Origin of the sequence: Pseudomonas sp. GD03862 (assembly GCF_029840855.1) — a bacterium.
GTDB classification, from domain to species: Bacteria; Pseudomonadota; Gammaproteobacteria; order Pseudomonadales; family Pseudomonadaceae; genus Aquipseudomonas; species Aquipseudomonas alloputida.
The window spans coordinates 31,737-52,625 of the sequence record NZ_JAOCDI010000040.1 but is presented as its reverse complement, the minus strand read 5'-3'; the positions used below and the strand labels follow the sequence as shown (position 1 = coordinate 52,625).

Sequence of the window (20,889 nt, the reverse complement as noted above, 5' to 3'; positions counted from 1 at the left end):
CCGTCTTGAGCTTCATTGGCCGTACGGGCTTGTGCATCAGCGTGTGACCCAGCTCGCGGATCTGCTGCTTGAGATCGTTGCTGTAGTTGGCAGTGATCATCAGCGCCGGTAGCGGCTGGGCACGGCGGGCATTGATCCGCGCTACGGCGTCGACACCATTGCAGTCATTGTCCAGGTGGTAGTCGGCAATCAGCAGGTCGGCCTCGGCGTGGTAGTTGTCCACCTGGCGCGCCAGGTCTTCCTCCGACAGCGCAGTGACCACCCAGCAGCCCCAACCTTCCAGCAAGGTGCGCATGCCCGCGCAAATCGCCGCATCGTTATCCAGCACCCACACCCGCGCCCCGCGCAGGCGTTCGAGCATTGGCTCGCAGATCGCCTGGCTCGGCTGGGCCTTGGGTGCAGTGGCGCTCAGCGGCACCTCGACAGCGAACACCGAGCCTTTGCCCAGCCATGAACGCACGCGGATCCGGTGGCCGAGGATGCCGGCGATCTTCTCCACGATTGCCAGGCCCAGGCCCAGGCCACGGTCCTGGTCCGGGCGCTGCACATCACCCCGCTTGAACTCCAGGAACATGTCTTCCAGGTGTTCTTCGGCAATGCCGATGCCGCTGTCCCAAACTTCAATCCGCACGCCACCGCGCAGGCGCCGACACCCCAGCACCACGCGCCCGCTGCGGGTGTAGCGGATGGCATTGCTGAGCAGGTTGCGCAAGATACGCGCCAGCAGCTGGATGTCACTGCGCACGACGGCAGAACACCCCACAAAATGCAGCTCTAACCCTTCGCTACGCGCCACCTGGGCGTATTCGGCAGCCAGGTTGTCCATCAGTTCGTGGAGGGCGAACGGGGCGACATCGGCCTTGATCACGCCAGCATCCAGCTTGGAAATATCCACCAGCGTGCCTAACAGGTTTTCTACATCCTCCAGCGAATTGCTGACATTACGCACCAGGTGGGCAGCGTTTTGCGGCTCGTCGCGCTCGAGCAACGCACTGGTGAACAGCCGCGCCGCGTTCAGCGGTTGCAGCAGGTCATGGCTGACCGCAGCAAGGAACTTGGTTTTCGACAGGTTGGCCTGCTCGGCCTCGCGCTTGGCCTCGCGCAGACGCGACTCGGCCTGGCTGCGCTCTTCGATTTCGCGCAGCAACTGGTCGTTGAGGCTGGTCAGTTCGGCAGTGCGCTCGCGCACCCGTTGCTCCAGGTGCTGATACGCCTGGTGCAACGCCTGTGCGGTGTTGCGGCGCTCGGTGATGTCGCGGATCAGCACGAAGATACCCACCACTTCGCCACTGGCCAGGCGGTTCGGCACGTAGGAACGCAGCATGTAGCGTTCCTGCCCGTTGATATTGGTCTCGGCGAACTCGAACGTCACGCTCTCCCCCGCCAGCGCCCGCGCCACGTAGCCTTCCAGGCGCTGGTAATGCTGCTCGCTGTGGGCCTCGCGCAGGCTCTGGCCCAGCATCACGCCATGCGGCCAGCAATACCACTCTTCGTAAACCTTGTTGGTGAATTCGTAGACCAGATCGGCGTTCAGGTAGGCGATCAGTGCCGGTACGTTGTCGGTAATCAGGCGAATCTGGTGCTGGTGGGCCGTCTCGGCCCGCTGCCGGGCCTCGCTGAGCAGGCGGTTGACGGCCTTGAGCTCGGCCATGGCCTGGTTCAACGCATCGGTGCGTTCGCGCACCTGCTCGGCCAGCACCACCGAATGCTGGAACGCGGCGTATGGGTCGTTGCCCCGGGTCACGCCCGACTCGATGCGCTCGATCAGTGCGTCATTGATGCGCTGCAGCTTGTGGTTCTGATGCTGCAGCCGGGTCAGCTCGGCCTGCAGTTCAGCGACCGACAGGAGGCCGGTTGCGGGCAATGGCGACCCCGGTGAAGGTCTGGTTGATGTGCATGCCATTGAACTGTTCTCCGTAGGTGTTGAAGCCAATCACCCGTTGCTCGCGCAGGAACGCGCCGACCGGCTCCAGGCCGTGGTGGGCCTCCAGTTCCAGCCGCCGCAGGAAACAATCACAACCGATGGTCAGCAACAATGGTCCGAGACGCTGGTGCAGGCCATCGAACAGCTGGTGCAGGTTCGGCAACAGCGGGCCCGGGGTCATGGCCGTGAGCACGATGCCGTTCTCCACCGCGCAGTAGAAGCTCAAGCTGAGGTCAGGGTGCATTTGCTGAATCGCCCGCACGTAGTACTGATCATGAATGCGCACGGCCAGCGGGTGGGCGGCGAACACCCGGTGATCGAGCGCAGCCACGGGCACACCGATGTGGCGGGCATATTCCTCGGCCGCCGGCTCGGCATTCAGTTCGAAAACCCGGCGCTGGGCGCTGTCGGCACCGGTTACCACCAGCTTTTCCTGGCGCGGCAGGATGTGATGCGTGGTGAACACTTCGAAGTCGAGCCAGGTGTTGACCAGCACCACCACGGCTGCGCCGTTGTGGAATGCACCGCCGTAATACACATGGGTGCGGTTCAGGTAGTTGTCGTCACCGGCCGAGCCGCCGAAGTGCGGGATATCCCCCAGTGCTGCGCTGAGTGCGGCAAGCACCATCTCCTCGCGGCTGGACAAGCCATCGAGCAGCGTGAGTGCAAAGCTGTGGCCCTTGATTGGCGCCAGGGTATTGCTGCGGCAGGTGCCGACCAGCCGCTCGACCATCTGCTGCGCGTCGATCAAGCTGAAGCGCTCCATTTCATCGATCAACGCGGTGGCGATCGAAAAGTGCCGGTGATCGAAGCCCACCGCCGTCACGCAATTGCGGCCGTAGCCCAGCGGGGTGATTTCACCGGCGCTGGTGCAGCCGACCAGGCGTATGCCGCCAAAGTCCTGTTCCAATGCTTCGCCCAAAGCCTGCAAGTCGTATTCGGCGGAGCAGAAGAACAACACGAAACCCAGGTGCGGGTGCAGCAACTGCCGCGCCAGGTCCTGAGCGGCCAGCCGTGCGTCGGTAGCCTGAGACATGGCACTGACCACACCGTCGTTATGAGCCTGCTGCATCGTGGTCTCCGGCACGGGGTGGCTGAGTGATCAGTTTAAGGAGCGGGTGGTGGGTGACGAATGCTACTTGGGTAGCGGGTGGGCGGTTCCATGGGCGTAAAAGACCGTGTCATTCGGGGCCGCCTTGCGGCCCCGGCCGCTTACCAGGTCAACACCGCGCCCACCGCAAAGGTATCGGTGTCTTCGTTCTGCGCACTGGTGTCATGCCCGTCGATGGAAAACTGGTTGTACTCGGCAACCAGTTTCAGGTTGTCGTTGATGTCATGGAACAGCGCCACACCCCGGGTCTCGTAGTCCGCGCCGCTGCCAACCGCACCGTTGCCATCGTCCTTGGTCTTGCCATAGGACAGCGCCACGCGGTTCTTGCCGAACTTGTACGAGCCCTGCAGCAGGTAGCCATCACTGTCGACGTTGCGCAAAACCGGTTCGCCGGCATTGTTGGTGAAGAACGGGTTGATGCCTTTGGCCTGGAACCCCGAGCCGGTCAGCGACCAGCCGCCCATCTTTGCCTGCACCCCGTAACCCACCCCCTTGGAAGTGATCGTTTCTACCGTGGAGTCAGTATTGTCCGAGGTCTGGTAACTGCCGTTGACCCAGCTGTAGATCCGCGCCCCACCCAGGTCGAACTGGTAGGTGATCTCGCTCTCGGTGCGTGGGTTTTCCTGGTAGGCCTTTCCGGTCGGGCTGCTGTCGTTGGTGTCGACCGGGTCCATGATGCCCACCGCCACCCGCAGGCCCTCCATCACGGGCGTACGGTAGGTGATCTGCGAGGTAGGGAACGGGTATGGGTAACCGCTGCCAATGTTGCCGAACGACACCCCGCCGCCGTCCACCAGCCCCAGGGTGTCGCTGACCTGGCCATAGCCGGCCAGCAGTTCGTCGAGCAGGATGTTGGAACGGGCGAACAGCCCGAAGTCCTTGCCGATCAGCACCTCGCCCCACTCGGGGTTGGCCACCGTGCCATAGAACTGGCGCACGTCGATGGCGGTGTCGGTGCCGTTGGTTTCACTGTCGTTGATGGTTACCCAGAACGAGGCACGGGCGCCGAGCTTCAGGTCATCCACCTGCTTGCCCATGTTGAAGCCGAGGTAGTTGGGCAAGAAGCCCATCTTCACACGCGACTGGCGGCGGTCAAACTGCTCGCCCTCACGGTCGACCTCGCTGTTGACGTAGAAGGCGTTGATATAGCCATCGGTGGAAAACGTCGTCTGGTCCTTGTCGTACAGCATGATCTCGGCTTCGGCGACGCTGCTCAGGCCAAGCGCAGAAAAGCTGGCGATGGCGGCTGCGAGAAAACGAGGCGGCAGGTGCTTATTGTTGTTGTGCATGGCGCGCTCCAAACGGGGACGGGATGTCGGAGGCGATTATCAGAAGGCGGCAAATTGCCAGGAACGCTGCTTTGGCGTGGGGTGGCGAGTGCTTTGGGGCGGGAGGGTGCGGCCCGGTGATTTGGTCCCGGTACCTGCTTGGGTCCTGGTTCGAGACTTATGGCTCAGGTAGGAGTGCTAGGCGGGTATCAATACGATTGAATGAACCGGGGCCGCCTTGCGGCCCTTCGCGGGCTCGCCCGCTCCCAATTTCAGGATATCCACGACCCCTGTGGGAGCGGGCGAGCCCGCGAAGGGCTGCAAAGCAGCCCCCATTACATTGTCTGAGCGGAATCTCCTGGCTTCAGGAAGCCAGTGCCTGCGGACGCTGGCAAGCGGGCATCTCATAGCGGTGCGGTTGCTGCCAGGCCAGCCGTGCCTGCACATCCACCACCGCATCCTTCACCTTCTGCGCCCAGTGCTCATCCTTCGGGCACACCACCACCACGCGGAAACCGTGGTCGACACCTTCCAGGCGCACACCTTCGGAATCATCCACGTGCAGGTCGATATCAAAAGCCGAAGGCAGCTTGGAGGGTGAGTTTTCCAGCCCGCGCTGGGCCAGGATGTGCTGGTGCCGACCGCTGTTGACCACACCATCGACATGAATGCCGTAAAGCATCAGCCAGCGGCGGATGTAAGCCGGGGTACGCCCCGAGGAGGTGTAGATCCAGATGCTGCAGCCCTGGCGGCGCAGGTCGCGGATCAGTTCGCGGGTGCCGCTGCGCAGGGGCTCACCCAGCCAGCGATGGACGAAACCCGGCAGCTTGCTGTCCTCGACGGCGGCGTGTTCGGGCAGGCAGGCCAGCGTGTCGTCGATATCGAACGAAATGCGTACCTGGCCACGCTTGAGCTTGCGTTCGATGGCTTGCCGCCCTCGTGCGAACAGGGATGAACCTTGCATCAGCGGCTCCCCTCGCAGGCAGGCACAGGCGCGCCGTTCAGGAAGAACTTGCCGGGCTCAGGCGCCGTCGCTTCCAGGAACGCGGCGTACTTTTTCTTGATCTTGGGGAGTTCGTACAAAGCCTTGACACCGTGTTTGGCGGAGTTGCGTATGACCGAGGACGGGTTGAAGTAACCCTCGGCGTTGTCCAGCGACAGCACGAATGGCGGCAGCCCGGCACGCATCAACAAATAGCTGACAATAAGCGAACCCGTGCGGTTGTTGCCTTCGATGAACAGCTGCGGCTTGCTGAGGATCCGTACATACACACCCGCTGCCCGCTTCCAGATGGAATCGCTGCGGTACGCGCAGTACCAGTTGTACAAATCCTTGATGCCACCTTCCACGTTGTTGAAAAAGTGCGCTTCGGTTGCCGCAAGGTGCGGGGCGAATTCCAGGCGACGGGCCGGATCGCTGCCGCATAGCACGGTGGCATTGATTTCCAGCATCAGGTTCAGCTGTTGCAGGTCGAACAGGTCGATACCGCGAGCGACATAGTCGTCAATCAGCGCATAGCCTTCAACCACATTCAGCAGCACCTCGTCGGTAAACGGGTCCCGCGGTTCGGTGAAATGCTGGCTGAGTTCGGCAAAACGGCCCTGCACCTCGCGCAGTGCGCGCTCTACCGCTGACAGATCAAGACGACGCATCGCTCGCATTGGTAATCCCGGGTAACACTTTAACGGAAGGTAACGCGGCCGGGTGTTGCAACCTTCCTGGCTGCAACACCCGCCCACCTTGAGCTTGCAGGGTTTAGCTGAACTTGCCGCTGATGTAGTCGCTGGTCAGCTGCTCGCGCGGGTTCTGGAAAATCTGCGCGGTCGGGCCCATCTCGACCAGGTAGCCGGTGCGGGTGCCCTGGGAAATATCCACCGAGAAGAAAGCGGTGGTGTCGGCCACACGAATCGCCTGCTGCATGTTATGGGTCACCAGGGCGATGGTGTAGTCCTTTTTCAGCTCGACCATCAGCTCCTCCACGCGGCGGGTGGCAATCGGGTCGAGTGCCGAGCAGGGCTCGTCCAGCAACAGCACTTCCGGCTCGGTGGCGATGGCACGGGCGATGCACAGGCGCTGCTGCTGGCCACCGGACAGCGACAGCCCGCTGACCTTGAGCTTGTCCTTCACTTCGTCCCACAGCGCGGCGCCTTGCAAGGCGTGCTTCACGCGATCGCCCAAGTCGCCTTTGTAGCGGTTCAGGCGCAGGCCGAAGGCCACATTGTCGAAGATGCTCATCGAGAACGGGTTGGGCTGCTGGAACACCATGCCGATATAGCGGCGCACTACAACAGGGTCGACGCCCTTGCCGTAGACATCCTGCCCAAGAAAGTGCACATGGCCTTCGAAACGGAAGCCCTTCACCAGGTCATTCATACGGTTCAAGCTACGCAGCACGGTACTCTTGCCGCAGCCCGAAGGGCCGATGAAACCGGTGATCTCGTTTTTCCTGATCGGCACATGGCTGTCACGCACGGCCATGAAGTTACCGTAGAAAATCTTGTCGAGCTTGCAGTCCATGACGATGGGGGCTTCGCTGACCATGGGAGCGGCTCTTTGCGCAGTGGATACGTTCAAGTTGGATGCTCCCTTTCTCAATACTTGGGCTTGCCGAAGACTCGGCTCAAAATGTTGATGACCAGCACGATCATTACCAGCACCAGCGAGGCCGCCCAGGCGAGCTCCAGCTGGTTGTCGAACGGCATGCCGGAGAAGTTGTAGATCAGTACCGCAAGCGAGGCTGTGGGGTTCATCACCGCCAGGTCGCCGTCGTGGTAGATCCAGTAGTTGCTGAACAATGCGGTGAACAGCAGTGGCGCGGTTTCGCCAGCCGCGCGGGCCACGGCCAGCATCACCCCGGTAAGGATGGCCGGCAGGCCGGTGGGCAGGACGATCTTCCAGATCACCTGGGCACGGGTGCAGCCCATGCCGTAGGCAGCATCCTTCATGATCTTGGGCACCATCTTCATCGACTCTTCGGCAGTCAGCACCACGATCGGCAGCATCAGCACCGCCAGCGCCACGCCGCCTGCAGGTGCCGAGTAGGTACCGGTGGTCATCACCACCAGGGCGTAGGCGAACACCCCGGCCAGGATCGATGGCAGGCCAGTGAGCATCTTGGCGGCAAAGCGCGCAGCGTTGGCCAGCTTGCTGTCGGGTCCTAGCTCGGCCAGGAACACCGCTGCCAGGATACCGACCGGCACAGCGATGGCGGCGGCAATGCCGACCATGACGAAGGTACCGGCCATGGCGTTACCGAAACCACCGCCCATCTCGAAGCCGGTCGGCGGCAGCTCGGTGAACACTTCCAGGTTAAGGCGTGCCCCGCCGCGAGTGATCAGCATGTACAGCACGGAAATCAGCGGCACGCTGGCCACCAGTGCCGCGAACCATGCCAGGGTGGTCAATACCAGGCTGCGCAGGGCCCGGCCTTCCAGCTTGCGCTGCAGGCTGGGCAACGCGGCTACAGGGGTCGTCAGGTCAGTCATTGTTTGTTACCACGCTGGGCGTAGAGCATGATCATCGAGCCGAGGACGTTCACCAGCAGGGTGATGAACATCAGTACCAGTGCCGCGTACATCAGCACTTCGACCTCGTTCGGGCCGGCTTCCGGGAAGTTCAGCGCCAGCAGCGCCGCCAGGGTGTTAGCCGGTGCGAACAAGGACAGGGAAATGGTGTTGGCGTTGCCGACCAGCATGGCCAGCGCCATGGTTTCACCGAGTGCACGGCCAAGGCCCAGCACCAGCGAACCGAAGATGCCGGTAGCCGCCGAGGGCACCATCACCTTGAGGATGGCTTCCCAGTGGGTAGTACCCATGCCGTAGGCAGCCTGCTTGGTTTTCATCGGTACGCTGGTCAGCGCATCCTGGGAAACCGCCGCGATGGTCGGCAGGATCATGATCGCCAGCACCAGCGCCGCAGGCAGCAGGCCTGGGCCACTGAGGGAGGTGCCGAAAAACGGGATCCAGCCCAGCTCGCTGTTCAGCCAGGCGGTCAACGGGCGAATCGCCGGGATGACCACATAGATGCCCCACAGGCCGTACACCACGCTGGGGATGGCGGCGAGCAACTCGACGATGGTGCGAAACACCGCGGCAAGCTTGGCCGGAAGGAAATCCTGGGTCAGGAAAATGGCCATGCTGACGCCGAAGAAACCGGCGATCAACAGGGCGATCAAGGCGCTGTAAAGCGTACCCCAGATCGCTGGCAGAATACCGTACTTGCCTTGGTTAACGTCCCAGACGCTGCCGAACAACACGTCAAAACCGTGCTTTTCAATCCCAGGCAGTGCCTTGCGGCCGACTTCGTAGACCAGCGCGAAGACCAGCGCCAGCACCAGCACCACGCCAATGCGCGCAAGCGCACGAAAGGTGCGATCGACCAGAAAGTCTTTCGCAGACGGTGGCTGGCACGCGGAGTCGGGGTTATCCGGTATGGCAAAAGGAGTGTTCATTGGCGAGTTCCGGGACAAGGGACAAACACCCCCGGCATGGCTTCATGCCAATACCGGGAGCGCCTGGGTATTACTGGATGTTGGCGGACGCTTTACGCACCTGGTCGACTACCGACGGCGGCAGCGGGATGTAACCCATCGAGTCGGCGATGGTCTGGCCTTTGGTCAGGCTGTACTCGACCATTTCACGCATGGCCTTGGCTTTTTCCGGGTTGCCGTTGTCCTTGCGGAAAATCATCCAGGTATAGGAAGTGATCGGGTAGGACTTGGCACCGTCCGGGTCAGGCAGCCAGGCCACCAGGTTTTCCGGCATGTTCACCGCAGCCAGTGCTTCGGCACCGCTCTCGGCATTCGGCACGACGTATTGGCCAGCCTTGTTCTGCAACATGGCGAAGTCGACCTTGGCCAGCTTGGCGAAGCCGTATTCGATGTAGCCGATGGCGCCCGGGGTCTGGCGGACGGTGGCGGTTACGCCGTCGTTCTTCGGCGACTTGATGAACTTGTCGGTGGCCGGCCAGTTGACGGTGTTGCCTTCGCCCAGCCCTTGCTTGAAGTCAGCGTTGATGGCCGACAGGTGCTTGGTGAAGACGGCAGTGGTGCCGCTGGAGTCGGCACGCACGACCACGGTGATCGGGGTGGCAGGCAGCTTCAGGTCAGGGTTGGCCGCCGCGATTTGCGGGTCGTTCCACTGGGTGATCTTGCCGAGGAAGATATTGGAGTAGACGTCGCGCGGCAGCTTCAGCCCTTTAGGGTTACCCGGCAGGTTGTAAGCCAGGACGATTTCACCGGCGGTCATTGGCAGCAACTGCACGCCTTCGCCAACCTTGGCAATGTCTGCTTCGCTCATGGCCGAGTCGCTGGCGGCGAAGTCGACGGTCTTGTTCAGGAAGTCCTGAACGCCCGCGCCGCTGCCCTTGGACTGGTAATCGACGGTGACGCCAGCCGTGTTCTTGCTGAAGTCCTTGAACCAGGTCAGGTAGATCGGTGCAGGGAAGCTGGCGCCCGAACCGGTCAACCGAACGTTTTCTGCAGCAAAGGCTGCCGAGGTGGCGCAAAGGGAAACGGCAACGGCGAGTGCAGCAGACTTCATCAGGCGTTTCATCAAAATGTGCTCCATGTGATGGCCGGCACACTTTGCATCAGCTGTGTTACAACTTTGTGACTATTGAATGGCAGGCCGCGCGGTAGAGCTTATTGACTGTGCCATCACGCGCCCAGCCGGAACCCTGAAACGGCTCCAGCCTCGACGCAAACGCTTGAAGGTGTCGATAGACCATGCAACGCAGCATCAGGAACCTGGCCACTGCAGGCGATCAACCGATACCGGCGAGACCTGTATCACCGCCATCCCCACAGCGGTTGCGGCATGCACATTCGAACTCAGCCTGGGCACGGGTGGAAAAGTTCAGGCTCAGACGCATCTTGTCCTGGGTGTCGTAGAGGTCGTAACCCTCCCCCAGTGCGGCAGGAAAGCCAAGCCGCCGAGGATAAGCCTCTTTCTTGAGTGGCACTGCGGGAACCACAACGAAGCGTGTCTGCATGATCATCCCCTTCGGCAGTGCTTAAGTATTAGTACTGCTATGTGAAAGCATCAAGATGACTCATGCAATATTTTGGTTCAGCCGCCTATTCTCGCGGTGATGAGTAAGCAGAATCCCAGCAGGCAAATGACCCCGATGCCATAGAACAACGTTCTCCAGGGCTGCAAACCCCGTAGGTAGGCCAGCGTGTGCAGGACCCTGGCAACCGTGAACACCACACTCAGCCACAGCACCGGTAGCGTGGCGGCTTCCAGCGCAACAGCCAGCCCGCCGAGGGCAAAGAACATGGGAATGTTCTCCAGGTCGTTGGCCCAAACCTTGGCAGCACGTATCACCTGCGGGCGTTCTGCGGCCTGGGCGATGCGCCTGAACACGGCAGCGTCCTCCGGGTTGGTGAACGCGACGAAGCGCAAGCGGTGATAGCCCTGATAGCAGGAAACCAGGAACATCTTGAGGAACAGCACCACCACACACAGCGCATAGGCCTGCAAGGCACTGCTCATGGCTGGTGCCCCTCGGCAACGCCTCTGATCACCAGGTACAGCAACGGCCCCAGCGAAACGAACACGACGGTCAGCAGCAGGTAAGGCAGCACCGCGATCCCGGCGCTGCCGCGCATGCGGTTGTCTCTCACCATCCAGCAACCGGCCAGCCCGGCCATCAGGTACAGGTCGATGACCACCTGGGCCGTGTCCGGCTGCGCCAGCAGTGCCAGCCCGAATGCCAGCAGCGATTGCTCGGCAATCAGCATGGTCCAGCCGGTATACAGCGAAAACAGCACCAGTATTGCCAGCGCGCAGATACGCAAGCCCATATAGCTCTCCTTGATAGGGTTTGCCGGCACAGTAGTGATAGGGTTGCTTGCACTCAATGACCCGTGAGGTCATGGACATTGCACTCAAGGACGATCAGGGCAACGCATGAATCAGCATCTGTTCCATCGCAGCACCCCTGCCCCGCATATCTCAGCGGGCCAGCATCTTCGCGAACTGCGCCGTCAGGCCAACCTCAGCCAGCTGGAACTGGCGCTGCTGACGGGGCTGTCGCAGCGTCATCTGAGCTGCGTGGAAACAGGACGCGCCAAAGCCAGCCCAGGCACGTTGCATGCCCTCCTCTCGGCCCTGGATGCGCCGCTGGAGCGGTGCAACGAAGTGTTCGTTGCTGCAGGATACGCACCCCGCTACGCCGCCACGCCGCTCGATGCGCCTGAACTGGCCTTGGTGAATACTGCCATCGAGCATATTCTGCAGGTGAACAACCCCGCTCCGGCGATCGTCATCGACAGCCACTGGGACGTCATCGCCGCCAACGCCAGTACCGGGCTGCTGCTGGCGATGGCCGGTGTCAGCGCACAGCCGGCAACCGGCCTCAACCTGCTGCAGACACTGCTGTGCCCCGGTGGTCTGGGTGATCACCTGGCCAACGCGCCGGAAATCCGCGCTGCTGCCTGGCAACGTGCCTCCAGGGAGGCCGCAGGCAATCCGGCACTGGCAGCGCGCTTGCGCGACTTGCCGGCCCCGGCAAGCCCGTGCCAGATGACGACAGCCACCCCTCTGCTGCTGACCCGCGTGAACACCCCGTATGGTGAGCTGCGGTTCCTGTCCACGTTCACCACCTTTGGCATGCCGCAGGATGTCACCGTGCAGTCACTGCGCATCGAACACCTGATCCCCGCCGACCCTCAGACCCGGCAAAGAATGCAGGCAGCGTTCGAGCAATGGTCGGCCGTTACAGCGTAAACGTCAGGGTCTGGCCAAGGAACCTGGCGCTGACCTGGTGGCCGGTTTCATGCAGGTCGAACGGCTGGCACATGGCCCCGGTGGTCACGACATCCCCGGCCTTCAGGGTCTGGCCACGCTCGGCAGCGTGCGCGTACAGGTGAGCCAGCGACACCAGCGGGTCGGTGGCCGCATCGCCAGACAAGCCACCGACGCGCCATTGACCATCCACATGCACCTCGGTGGTTTCGGCCAGGTCGGCGAGCAACGGCACATTGATACCGGCGCCCAGGCTATTGCCGACCACCAATGCTTCAAACCCCACGTTGTCAGCCACAAAACTTGGCCAGCCGACAGCCTTTCGGTCGACAAAGCGCGAACGCACCACTTCAAAGGTGACGCACGTGGCGCGAATATCCTCACTCACCGGTACGCGCCCGGCTTGCGGAGGAATATCCCGGTCCAGCACGAAGGCAATTTCGCATTCGATGGTCACCGGCGTAACCGCTGGCAGCTGGATATGTGCGCCATCGGCATGGCAACGCCCCGCTTCCAGTTGGCCAATCAAGGGCCGCGACAACTTACCGGCACGCATGCCTGCCGGGCTGCCGACGCCCAGCTTCCACCCGGCGCGCTGGCCTGCGGCAGCGGCAAACAACTGGTCCTGGCTGTCATAGCCTTGTTTCAATGTCTCGGGCTTGAGGCTGGCGGGCAGTTCCGTCAGCAGGTCACCGCTGCGCCAGTGTTGCAGTAGCAAGGCTGCAGTGCGTTGGTGTACGAAGAGCGAACGGTTCATCAAGACCTCATTGAGATAGGCGATGGCAGGCAACAGATGCTATGACCTGAAATTGATAATGATAAATATATTGTCATGATGCCAATCATCACAAATTGTTATTGAACTGCCTGATGAAACCCGCCTGCAGGTGCATGCTCAGCGATCAGTGGAAACCGGCTGCTTCAACAACAACACATAAGCCATCGCAGCAACCGCGGCCACGGCGGCACTGATCAGGAATGCCGAAGCGAAGGACCCGGTCTGCTGAATGCTGAACCCGGTCACGATGGGCGCCACAGAGCCTGCCAGGTAGCCGCCGAAGTTCTGGATCGAGCCAAACGAGGCCACGCGCTGGCTATCGACCACGGTGTTGGCGATCATCCATGCGGTAGAGCTGGCCATGTTCACGCTGAACAGTGCGCAACACAGCAGCGCCACACTGAGCAGAAAGCCGCTACCGAACGACAGGGGAACGGTGAATGCGGCCGCCGCGAGCAACGCAGTCACGACAACCCGCTTGCGGCTACCCAGCACACTGGCACCGTTCTTCACCAGGCGGTCGCAGATACGGCCCGCGACAATGGTGCCCAACGCGCCGAACACATAGGCCAGTGAAACCACCCAGGCGGTCTGGTACAGGCTCAAGCCATGCTCGCGCTCGAAGTAGCCCGGCAGCCAGGTCAGGTGCAGCCACAGCATGTAGATCACCCCCATGAAGCCCAACACTGCGCCCCAGGTGCTCTTGTGGCGGAACAGCTCGGCCCACGCCGCCAGTTGTGCCTGCACACTGGGCCTGGCGCTTGGCACCGCCTGTTTATGCGCCTGGGCCGCCAGCAGTTGCTCACGCTCCTCGGCAGGCAGTTCGGCCAGGTACCGCGCCTTGCTTTTGTAGAAGGCGAACCAGCAGGCGGCAAGCAGAATGCCGAACACTCCGGTGACGATGAACATGCCGCGCCAGCCCCAGGTGACCATCAGCAGCGTCAGCAACGGCGGCGCCAGACACGGCCCGATGCAGGTCGATGACAGCACGATGCCGGTCGGCGTCCCCCGCTTCTCGGCCTCGAACCACTCTGCCAGCGCCTTGGCCGCCGACGGGAACATCGGCGCCTCGCCAATTCCCAGCACCACCCTGAGCCCGATGAATGCAGAAAAACTGTTGATCAGGCCCGAAGCCGTCTGTGCCACCGACCAGCCCAACAGGGCCGCCCCCAGCGAAATCTTGCTGCCCAGGCGGTCGATGATCATGCCCAAGGGCAGTTGCGAAAAGGCATACGCCAGGGAAAACGCCGACAGCAGAATGCCCATCTGTGACGGCGTGATGCCCATGTCGCGCTGGATGGAGGTATTGGCAATCGACAGCGCACTGCGGTCGACGTAGTTGATGATGCCGATCACCAGCAACAGGCTGACGGTGATGACCTGGTACTTTCTGAACGGGTTCGAGCTGGCGACCGCTTCAGGTTCGCGGGCAAGCCCGGGTTGCGCATATTTGGTATTCATGGGCGTTCACTTTTGTTGTTATTGGTTGAACAGCAGGTAACGGCTTACATGGACGCTTCAAGCAGCCACTGGTAGTCCTCGGCAGATGCCTCACGTGGGTTGGTGCGGTGGCTGTGATCGGCCAACGCGCCCTGGACGATGCGCGGGAACAGGTCCGGGTTGACATCCAGTTCGCCAAGGCCAGTCGGCAAGCCCAGCGTACGGGTCATGTGGCGAATGGCATCTTCGATCTGGCTGTCATCGGCCAGCCCCATCGCCTGGGCGATGCGTTGCATCTTGTGTTCACTCACCACCGTTTCGGCCGTGCGGTTGAAGCTGATGACGGCAGGCAGGAAGATCGCATTGAGGGTGCCGTGGTGCAGGCGCGGGTTGATCCCGCCCAACGCATGGCTAAGGCTGTGCACGCAGCCCAGGCCTTTCTGGAAGGCCAGCGCACCTTGCAGCGATGCGCTCATCATGTTGATGCGCCCGTCCAGGTTGCCCGGCTCGCGGGTGGCTCGTTCGATGAAGCGCCAGGCCCGCCACAGGCCGTCCAGGGCAATGCCGTCGGCAGGCGGGTTGAACGCAGGTGCCATGAAGGTTTCCAGGCAGTGGGCAATCGCATCCATGCCGGTGGCAGCCGTGAGTTGTGCTGGCAGCCCGAGCGTCAGTGCCGGGTCACAGATGGCCACCTTGGGCACCACATGGGGCGAGATCACCCCCACCTTGCGCCCGTCCTCGAGTATCAGGATGGCTCCGCGCCCGACCTCGCTTCCCGTGCCGGCCGTGGTCGGCACCGCAATCACCGGCGCGGTTGCCGGGGTGATCCGGGCCAGGCCGCCCTCGATCACCGCAAAGCCCTTCAACGGGCCGTCGTGCCGGGCACACACGGCCACCCCCTTGGCCAGGTCGATCGCCGAGCCACCGCCAATGGCGATGATGCCATCACAGCCATACGCCTTGAACATGGCCACGGCCTCACGCACGGCATGCTCGTTGGGGTTGGGTGGCGTACCGTCGTAGATCGGCAGTTGTGCGGTGGTGCTGCCGAAGGTGTTCAACGCCGTATCGACGATACCGGCGGCACGCACGCCACGGTCGGTCACGATCAAAGGCCTGGTTATACCAATGCGCTCACATTCGGCAGGCAGGCATGCAATGGCACCGATATCGAATTGGATCTGGGTGATGTAGTTGATCAGGGACATAAGGCTTGGCAGGCTCCTGGCTTTATTGTTCTGGGCGTTTCAGCCGCACTGGATGCGACACTGTGCAGCGCCAGTATAGGAATGCGCGGCTGGCCATGGTATTGAGAACAATCCATATCGGTATAACCAGGACGAATACCAGATGACCCCATCGCTCAATTCGATCATGTCCCGCCTGCACGCCCGCCACCTGCGCTTGTTGATCGAGTTGGACGAGCACCGCTCGCTGCTCGGTGCAGCAAGCAGCGTCGGGCTTACCCAGCCTGGTGCCAGCAAGGCCTTGCAGGAAATCGAAACCACCTTCGGCACCGTGCTGTTCAACCGCACCAACCGAGGCCTGGAGCCCACGGCCGCCGGGCACTGCGCCATCCGCTACGCACGCCTGTTGCAGACCGATATCGCCAACCTGCGGCACGATCTGGATGCAATCCTGCGTGGGGTCGGCGGCCGGCTGGCTGTGGGGGCGATCATGGGGGCGGTACCGTTGCTGATGAAGGCGGTGTCAGAGCTGGCCAGCATCCAGCCACAGATGTCGTTCGAAATCATCGAAGACACCAGCCAGTCGCTGCTGACGCAGATCGAGAGCGGCCGCCTGGACATCGCCCTGTGCCGCACCAGTGTCAGCAATACGCCGCAGCTGTTCGCCAGCACCTTTGTCCAGGATGAGACACTGGCGGTCATCGCCAACATCGACCACCCGCTGAAGCATGCGCCAAGCCTGAGCCTTGCCGACCTGGCCGAGAGCCGCTGGATCGTCTACCGGGCCAACATGCCCATGCGCGTGCAACTGGAGCGCGAATTTCACGATGCCGGGCTGCGCTTCCCGCTGCACCTGGTTGAAACCACTTCGATCCTGGCGACCTTGTCGCTGTTGCAAAACCGTCCTGACTTCGTTGCGCTGGTGTCGATCGACGTGGCCCGGCAATGTGCGATGAATCAGCAGGTCAGCATACTGCCCTTGAGCATGGGCTCGGTCAGCGACCCCTACGAGTTGGTGACCCGTAAAGGCAGCCAGGCAACACCGGCCATGGACACGCTCACCGAACTGCTGCTGTTGCAGGGCCGACAGCGCTGCGACAGTTAATGCGGTTTCATGGCAGGCCACTGGGAAATCCGGGCGGAAAGGCTGAGGGTCAAGACAGTAATGAGGCAGCCCGCCAGCCCAGGGTAATCAGCCTTGCAGCTACACCGGCAGTGCTGTTGGCAGGCATGACCTGCCGCTACACCTGCACGCCATTGACCCAAATCAAGCCCTCGCGCCGGGTTCGCGCGACGATGGCTGCACGCAAGGAATGACTCAAGTACCGACAGGTGCACAGTGCGCAAGGTTTACCGCTTGATCGCTGTGCGCGCCTTGACCAAGGAGCCCCACATGAACCCGCTGAAACACATACTGGTTGCCACCGACCTTTCCCCACATGCCCGCAACGCCGCTGAGCGGGCTGCCTACTTGAGCGATGCGCAACAGGCCTCGCTGGACCTGCTCTACGTTGCCAACCCGGCACCCTTCGAGCGCCTCAAACAGTTGGTGACGCCTGATGACGATCTGTTGAAACGCGTACTGGATAGCGCAGGCGAGAAAACCCACGCACTGGCAGCGCTGCTGTTCCAGCGTTACGGTATCTCCGCTGGCGTGCAGGTCGCCAGCGGCTCGGTGATCACGGAGATCAACCGGGTGGTGCAGGACAAGCACAGCGACCTGCTGGTGTGTGGGGCCAAGGGCCAGAACGTAGCGCGGCGCCTGCTGCTGGGTTCAACTGTGCAGAAACTGCTCAACCGCATGCCCTGCCCTTTGCTGGTGGTCAAGCCGGCACCTCGTGATGCCTACCGCACCGTGCTGGTGCCAGTCGATTTTTCGTCCGTTTCACTGCGCACGATCGAATTGGCCAAGGCCATTGCCCCGCAAGCAGAGATCATTCTGCTGCATGCGTACGAAGCCCCGTTCGAAGCCAGCGTGCGCTTCGCCCATCTCGACCACGACACCCTCACCCACTACCGCAATGTCATCCGCAAGGATGCACAAGTACAGCTCGCGGCGCTGAGTGAGGCTGCCGGCCTGGCCGATGCACGGCAGATCCTGGTGCACGGTGACCCTGGCTGGCGCATTGCCGAGCAGGAACAGGAGCTGGAGTGCGACCTGATCGTGGTCGGCAAGCAAGGGGCAAGCGCGCTGGAGGAACTGCTGGTGGGCAGCGTCACCAAGCATGTACTGAACGAATCGCAGTGTGATGTGCTGGTCTCGCCATAGCGTACCGTGCCTGCCGAGCACGCTGATAAGCGCCCTCGGCAGGCGCCGCTGTGCAAGCGTCAGCCCTGCCCTTGCACGTTCTGCGCTTGCCTGCGGTAGCTGGAAAGCGAAAAACCGGTCTGACGCTTGAAATAGCGGCACAGGTAAGACGCGTCGGCAAAATTGAGCGCATCGGCAATTTGCCCGACAGCGTGATTACTGTAAGAAAGCAGTGCCTTGATTTCCAGGGTCACCTGCCGATCGATCAAACCTTTCGGGCTGGAATTGAAATACACCTTTGTCAGTTGCGACAGATAGAACGGGGTGATGTTAAGCGCGTCGGCATAGAACTTAACCTCGCGCTGCCGGGTGCTGTGTTTGCCTACCAGCTCCCAGAATCGCCAACTCAGCGCTTCCTTGCGGCTGAACGCCCTGCCTGCTGTCGGTAACACAGGAAGCTGCTCGGCAATCTTCAGGAAAAGGTTCTGTAGCTGGTTGCGCAGCATGATGTGCTGATAAGTGGCACAGCACCGCACAATATCGCGCATCTGCATCAGCCACCCTTCCAGCAGCGGCCTCTCGCTTTCGGCAAGTACACAGTGCGGATGGTCGTGCAGAAAGACGAACAATGAATTGGGCAGTGGGTAGGCGACCTCGGCAGCAAGTGCTTGTGGTATCAGGCAGAAAAACACCTTGAAGCATCGTGAGCGACATTTGAGCAAGGCTATGGTGTCTTCGGCCAGCACCAGCACATCTGCGCGCCTGACAGCATGTTCTTTGAAGTTCAGCGTGAAACGGGCAGCCCCGGACAGGCACACAAGCAGTGTCAGATAGGCATGACCGAACGACAGTGGCGCCCCCTGCCCATCGGCAAGCGTGCTTTCACCTGTCTGGATCGGATCACCAGCCGCGTAAAGTTTCGGAATGTGATGCATCGCACTCGGTACCACCGCCAGATAGAGCCAACAGCCTAGCATCAAGCACCCGTCCAGTTTCGAAAAGTACCGATAATGCCAAGGTAGTGACGTTTACCGCGTGGCCAGTCGGCCATACGCTGGCCCAACGGACCAGACACGAGTACAGGACATGAAATTGGAAACCGAACGTTTGCTGCTTCGCCCTTGGCTGGAGAGCGACGCTGCTGATTTGTACGAATATGCCAAGGACGAGCGCGTCGGCCCCGTTGCGGGCTGGCCTGTGCACACCAGTGTGGAGCAAAGCCGCGAGGTCATTCGCGAAGTGTTCAACCACCCCGAAGTGTACGCCCTTGAGCTCAAGCAGAATCAACGTGCCGTAGGCTGTGTCGGCCTGCTGACTGGCAGTAACAGCAACTTCGAGATCAGTGAACAAGAAGGTGAAATTTCCTACTGGATCGGGGTTCCCTACTGGGGCAAAGGCCTGGTTCCGGAGGCTGTGCGGGAAGTCATGCGCCACGCCTTCGAAACCCTGAAACTGCAGGCACTGTGGTGTGGCTACTACACTGACAACAGCCAGTCACAGGCTGCCCAGGCGAAGTGTGGCTTCCGTCATCATCACACCGAAGAAAACAAGCACAACCGCTTCCTCGACGACTATCGTACTGAGCACATCAGCCGCATCACCTACCAGCAGTGGGTGGAGGGTGAGCAACAGCATACCTAGCCGACGGCGAAGCCCGTACGGTGCGTTCGATCACTCGCTGGCCCCCCGGTATACGACGCAGGAAAGAGAAGCTGACGCTGCAGGCTGCAAATCGCCATGGCCTGCACCGGTGCGGCACCGGTAGGGCGTAATCGCTGCCAGGGCGCTCTACACAAGGCGTTTCATCGATTGCACTGATGATTACTATCGAGCGGCCTGCCTGTCGGTCGGGCACGGCCGCCTCTACAATCCCCTGCAAATCCCCCCGCTCCTGCGCCTGCTACAGGCGAGATCCCTCATGGAACCTAACCCATGCCAAGCAACAGCCAGGCCCCTCGCGGCCTTCCCGAACACAGCCAACAAAGCGTGACCCAGCAATGGCTGGCAATCCTCTCGGTAGCCGTGGGCGCTTTCGCCCTGGTCACCAGTGAATTCCTCCCGGTGGGGGTGCTCAACGATGTGGCCAGCGACCTGGGCATCAGTGCAGGCCTTGCCGGCCTGATGGTGACCCTGCCCGGCATCATGGCTGCGTTAGCCGCCCCGTTGATTTCCGTAGGCGTCGGCGCACTGGACCGGCGCTACCTGCTGATCGGCCTGACGCTGATCATGATCATCGCCAACGCCATCGTGGCCTATGCCGGTGACTTCAACCTGCTGTTGGTCGGCCGTGTGCTACTGGGTATCAGTATTGGCGGCTTCTGGGCGACAGCCATCGCCCTCAGCGGCCGCCTGGCACCTGACGGAATGGGCGTAGCCAAAGCCAACTCCATCATCATGGCTGGCGTAACCCTGGCGACGGTAGTGGGCGTGCCTGTCGGCACCTGGCTGAGTGGCCTGATGGGCTGGCGCATGACGTTCCTGGTCACTGCACTGGTAGGCGTACCGGTGCTGCTGGCACAGGTGTTCCTGCTGCCGCGGCTGATGCCGGAAAAGGCCATCCGCATCCGCGACCTGCCGGCGTTGTTCATCAACCCGCAAGCACGGGTCGGTCTGATCGCCGTGTTGCTGATCGGCCTGGCGCACTTTGCTGCGTACACCTATGTCGCACCGTTCTTCAAACAGAATGCCGGCTTTGACGGGCCTACGATCGGTTCATTGTTGCTGCTGTATGGCGTGGCCGGCTTCATGGGCAACATCTTCGCCGGCTTTGCTGCCAACCGCAGCGTGCGGCATACCCTGATGCTGGTCGCGCTCATGATCGCAGTCAGCACCGCCCTGTTCCCGCACTTCGCCACCGGCATGACGGGTGCCGCGATGCTGATCGCGCTGTGGGGCTTTGCCTTCGGTGCGCTCCCGGCTTGCGCCAATATCTGGATGTTTGTCGTGGCGCCCAAGGATGTCGAGCGTGGCATGCCGCTGTTCGTGGCCATGTTCCAGGTGATCATTGCCGTGGGCTCGTTCTTCGGCGGGCAAGTCGTGGACCATATGGGCACTGCGGTACTGCTGAGCCTGGCCACGGCGCTGGTGGGCTGTGGCTTTGTCACCGTGCTGGTGCTGGGGCGCAACGTCAGCAACGATCTGGCAGTGCAGCCAGGCTGAGCAGCCGCCCAGGACGGCTGCACAA

21 protein-coding genes are annotated in these 20,889 nt (G+C 61.7%); 5 read left to right on the top strand and 16 right to left on the bottom strand.

What is annotated here, in order from left to right; genetic code table 11:
* The 12 genes from N5D53_RS21820 to N5D53_RS21765 all read right to left on the bottom strand — a co-directional run.
* On the bottom strand, positions 1–1,864 hold a 1,864-nt coding region (locus N5D53_RS21820), incomplete at its 3' end, for a NahK/ErcS family hybrid sensor histidine kinase/response regulator (protein WP_279840792.1).
* Positions 1,833–2,996 carry a nitric oxide-sensing protein NosP gene (gene nosP / locus N5D53_RS21815; RefSeq protein WP_014591394.1) on the bottom strand — a complete coding sequence of 388 codons (1,164 nt, stop codon included), beginning with the start codon at positions 2,994–2,996 and terminating at the stop codon, positions 1,833–1,835. The genes nosP and N5D53_RS21820, both read right to left, overlap by 32 nt.
* 140 nt (positions 2,997–3,136) lie before the next feature.
* Entirely contained in the window at positions 3,137–4,324 is a 1,188-nt protein-coding gene (locus N5D53_RS21810; protein WP_274140758.1) for a porin, read from the bottom strand.
* A 343-nt stretch (positions 4,325–4,667) separates the two neighbouring features.
* Positions 4,668–5,267, bottom strand: coding sequence for a hypothetical protein (locus N5D53_RS21805; protein ID WP_104961971.1), 600 nt, complete (start codon positions 5,265–5,267; stop codon positions 4,668–4,670).
* A complete protein-coding gene (locus N5D53_RS21800) occupies positions 5,267–5,965 on the bottom strand; it encodes a hypothetical protein (RefSeq protein WP_274140761.1) in 699 nt (232 codons plus the stop codon). Before N5D53_RS21800 ends, N5D53_RS21805 begins: the two co-directional genes overlap by 1 nt.
* Before the next feature lie 94 nt (positions 5,966–6,059).
* Complete coding sequence (gene pstB / locus N5D53_RS21795; protein ID WP_003254117.1) at positions 6,060–6,845, bottom strand: phosphate ABC transporter ATP-binding protein PstB; 786 nt, start codon at positions 6,843–6,845, stop codon at positions 6,060–6,062.
* A gap of 50 nt (positions 6,846–6,895) precedes the next feature.
* Complete coding sequence (gene pstA / locus N5D53_RS21790; protein ID WP_003254119.1) at positions 6,896–7,789, bottom strand: phosphate ABC transporter permease PstA; 894 nt, start codon at positions 7,787–7,789, stop codon at positions 6,896–6,898.
* Positions 7,786–8,754: a phosphate ABC transporter permease subunit PstC gene (gene pstC / locus N5D53_RS21785; RefSeq protein WP_004574212.1), complete on the bottom strand. Its 969-nt coding sequence runs from the start codon at positions 8,752–8,754 to the stop codon at positions 7,786–7,788. The genes pstA and pstC overlap by 4 nt, the downstream gene beginning before the upstream one ends.
* A gap of 70 nt (positions 8,755–8,824) precedes the next feature.
* A complete protein-coding gene (gene pstS, locus N5D53_RS21780; protein ID WP_003254123.1) occupies positions 8,825–9,856 on the bottom strand; it encodes a phosphate ABC transporter substrate-binding protein PstS in 1,032 nt (343 codons plus the stop codon).
* 211 nt (positions 9,857–10,067) lie between these two features.
* Complete coding sequence (locus N5D53_RS21775) at positions 10,068–10,301, bottom strand: hypothetical protein (RefSeq protein WP_054889537.1); 234 nt, start codon at positions 10,299–10,301, stop codon at positions 10,068–10,070.
* A 71-nt stretch (positions 10,302–10,372) separates the two neighbouring features.
* Positions 10,373–10,798 carry an MAPEG family protein gene (locus tag N5D53_RS21770; RefSeq protein ID WP_279840791.1) on the bottom strand — a complete coding sequence of 142 codons (426 nt, stop codon included), beginning with the start codon at positions 10,796–10,798 and terminating at the stop codon, positions 10,373–10,375.
* On the bottom strand, positions 10,795–11,109 hold the full coding sequence (locus N5D53_RS21765) for a DUF2834 domain-containing protein (protein WP_279840790.1): 315 nt from the start codon (positions 11,107–11,109) through the stop codon (positions 10,795–10,797). The genes N5D53_RS21770 and N5D53_RS21765 overlap by 4 nt, the downstream gene beginning before the upstream one ends.
* Before the next feature lie 106 nt (positions 11,110–11,215).
* On the opposite strand from N5D53_RS21765, the gene N5D53_RS21760 reads away from it, so the two are divergent.
* Positions 11,216–12,034 carry a helix-turn-helix domain-containing protein gene (locus tag N5D53_RS21760; RefSeq protein ID WP_010953573.1) on the top strand — a complete coding sequence of 273 codons (819 nt, stop codon included), beginning with the start codon at positions 11,216–11,218 and terminating at the stop codon, positions 12,032–12,034.
* Here N5D53_RS21760 and N5D53_RS21755 read toward each other — a convergent pair.
* From N5D53_RS21755 to N5D53_RS21745, 3 genes are all read right to left on the bottom strand, one after another.
* Complete coding sequence (locus N5D53_RS21755; RefSeq protein ID WP_190869443.1) at positions 12,024–12,809, bottom strand: fumarylacetoacetate hydrolase family protein; 786 nt, start codon at positions 12,807–12,809, stop codon at positions 12,024–12,026. The genes N5D53_RS21760 and N5D53_RS21755 overlap by 11 nt on opposite strands.
* Before the next feature lie 138 nt (positions 12,810–12,947).
* Positions 12,948–14,291, bottom strand: coding sequence for an MFS transporter (locus N5D53_RS21750; RefSeq protein WP_064491585.1), 1,344 nt, complete (start codon positions 14,289–14,291; stop codon positions 12,948–12,950).
* A 44-nt stretch (positions 14,292–14,335) separates the two neighbouring features.
* Positions 14,336–15,478, bottom strand: coding sequence for an iron-containing alcohol dehydrogenase (locus N5D53_RS21745; RefSeq protein WP_190869444.1), 1,143 nt, complete (start codon positions 15,476–15,478; stop codon positions 14,336–14,338).
* Positions 15,479–15,620: 142 nt separating this feature from the next.
* On the opposite strand from N5D53_RS21745, the gene N5D53_RS21740 reads away from it, so the two are divergent.
* Both N5D53_RS21740 and N5D53_RS21735 read left to right on the top strand, forming a co-directional pair.
* On the top strand, positions 15,621–16,562 hold the full coding sequence (locus N5D53_RS21740) for a LysR family transcriptional regulator (RefSeq protein WP_104961977.1): 942 nt from the start codon (positions 15,621–15,623) through the stop codon (positions 16,560–16,562).
* A gap of 288 nt (positions 16,563–16,850) precedes the next feature.
* Positions 16,851–17,726: a universal stress protein gene (locus tag N5D53_RS21735; protein WP_190869445.1), complete on the top strand. Its 876-nt coding sequence runs from the start codon at positions 16,851–16,853 to the stop codon at positions 17,724–17,726.
* 59 nt (positions 17,727–17,785) lie between these two features.
* Here N5D53_RS21735 and N5D53_RS21730 read toward each other — a convergent pair whose 3' ends face one another.
* Positions 17,786–18,640 carry an AraC family transcriptional regulator gene (locus N5D53_RS21730; RefSeq protein ID WP_104962890.1) on the bottom strand — a complete coding sequence of 285 codons (855 nt, stop codon included), beginning with the start codon at positions 18,638–18,640 and terminating at the stop codon, positions 17,786–17,788.
* A 151-nt stretch (positions 18,641–18,791) separates the two neighbouring features.
* On the opposite strand from N5D53_RS21730, the gene N5D53_RS21725 reads away from it, so the two are divergent.
* Positions 18,792–19,346 (top strand): GNAT family N-acetyltransferase, encoded by a 555-nt coding sequence (locus N5D53_RS21725; protein WP_104961978.1) that lies wholly within the window; start codon positions 18,792–18,794, stop codon positions 19,344–19,346.
* Positions 19,347–19,637: 291 nt separating this feature from the next.
* Complete coding sequence (locus N5D53_RS21720; protein WP_190869447.1) at positions 19,638–20,864, top strand: MFS transporter; 1,227 nt, start codon at positions 19,638–19,640, stop codon at positions 20,862–20,864.
* Positions 20,865–20,889: the final 25 nt, after the last annotated feature.

Excerpts from the sequence above, each read along its gene's own strand:
- nosP (WP_014591394.1), bottom strand. The coding sequence starts at position 2,996 with ATGCAGCAGGCTCATAACGACGGTGTGGTCAGTGCCATGTCTCAGGCT.
- N5D53_RS21810 (WP_274140758.1), bottom strand. The coding sequence starts at position 4,324 with ATGCACAACAACAATAAGCACCTGCCGCCTCGTTTTCTCGCAGCCGCC.
- N5D53_RS21805 (WP_104961971.1), bottom strand. The coding sequence starts at position 5,267 with ATGCAAGGTTCATCCCTGTTCGCACGAGGGCGGCAAGCCATCGAACGC.
- N5D53_RS21800 (WP_274140761.1), bottom strand. The coding sequence starts at position 5,965 with ATGCGAGCGATGCGTCGTCTTGATCTGTCAGCGGTAGAGCGCGCACTG.
- pstB (WP_003254117.1), bottom strand. The coding sequence starts at position 6,845 with ATGGTCAGCGAAGCCCCCATCGTCATGGACTGCAAGCTCGACAAGATT.
- pstA (WP_003254119.1), bottom strand. The coding sequence starts at position 7,789 with ATGACTGACCTGACGACCCCTGTAGCCGCGTTGCCCAGCCTGCAGCGC.
- pstC (WP_004574212.1), bottom strand. The coding sequence starts at position 8,754 with ATGAACACTCCTTTTGCCATACCGGATAACCCCGACTCCGCGTGCCAG.
- pstS (WP_003254123.1), bottom strand. The coding sequence starts at position 9,856 with ATGAAACGCCTGATGAAGTCTGCTGCACTCGCCGTTGCCGTTTCCCTT.
- N5D53_RS21775 (WP_054889537.1), bottom strand. The coding sequence starts at position 10,301 with ATGATCATGCAGACACGCTTCGTTGTGGTTCCCGCAGTGCCACTCAAG.
- N5D53_RS21770 (WP_279840791.1), bottom strand. The coding sequence starts at position 10,798 with ATGAGCAGTGCCTTGCAGGCCTATGCGCTGTGTGTGGTGGTGCTGTTC.
- N5D53_RS21765 (WP_279840790.1), bottom strand. The coding sequence starts at position 11,109 with ATGGGCTTGCGTATCTGCGCGCTGGCAATACTGGTGCTGTTTTCGCTG.
- N5D53_RS21760 (WP_010953573.1), top strand. The coding sequence starts at position 11,216 with ATGAATCAGCATCTGTTCCATCGCAGCACCCCTGCCCCGCATATCTCA.
- N5D53_RS21755 (WP_190869443.1), bottom strand. The coding sequence starts at position 12,809 with ATGAACCGTTCGCTCTTCGTACACCAACGCACTGCAGCCTTGCTACTG.
- N5D53_RS21750 (WP_064491585.1), bottom strand. The coding sequence starts at position 14,291 with ATGAATACCAAATATGCGCAACCCGGGCTTGCCCGCGAACCTGAAGCG.
- N5D53_RS21745 (WP_190869444.1), bottom strand. The coding sequence starts at position 15,478 with ATGTCCCTGATCAACTACATCACCCAGATCCAATTCGATATCGGTGCC.
- N5D53_RS21740 (WP_104961977.1), top strand. The coding sequence starts at position 15,621 with ATGACCCCATCGCTCAATTCGATCATGTCCCGCCTGCACGCCCGCCAC.
- N5D53_RS21735 (WP_190869445.1), top strand. The coding sequence starts at position 16,851 with ATGAACCCGCTGAAACACATACTGGTTGCCACCGACCTTTCCCCACAT.
- N5D53_RS21730 (WP_104962890.1), bottom strand. The coding sequence starts at position 18,640 with ATGCATCACATTCCGAAACTTTACGCGGCTGGTGATCCGATCCAGACA.
- N5D53_RS21725 (WP_104961978.1), top strand. The coding sequence starts at position 18,792 with ATGAAATTGGAAACCGAACGTTTGCTGCTTCGCCCTTGGCTGGAGAGC.
- N5D53_RS21720 (WP_190869447.1), top strand. The coding sequence starts at position 19,638 with ATGCCAAGCAACAGCCAGGCCCCTCGCGGCCTTCCCGAACACAGCCAA.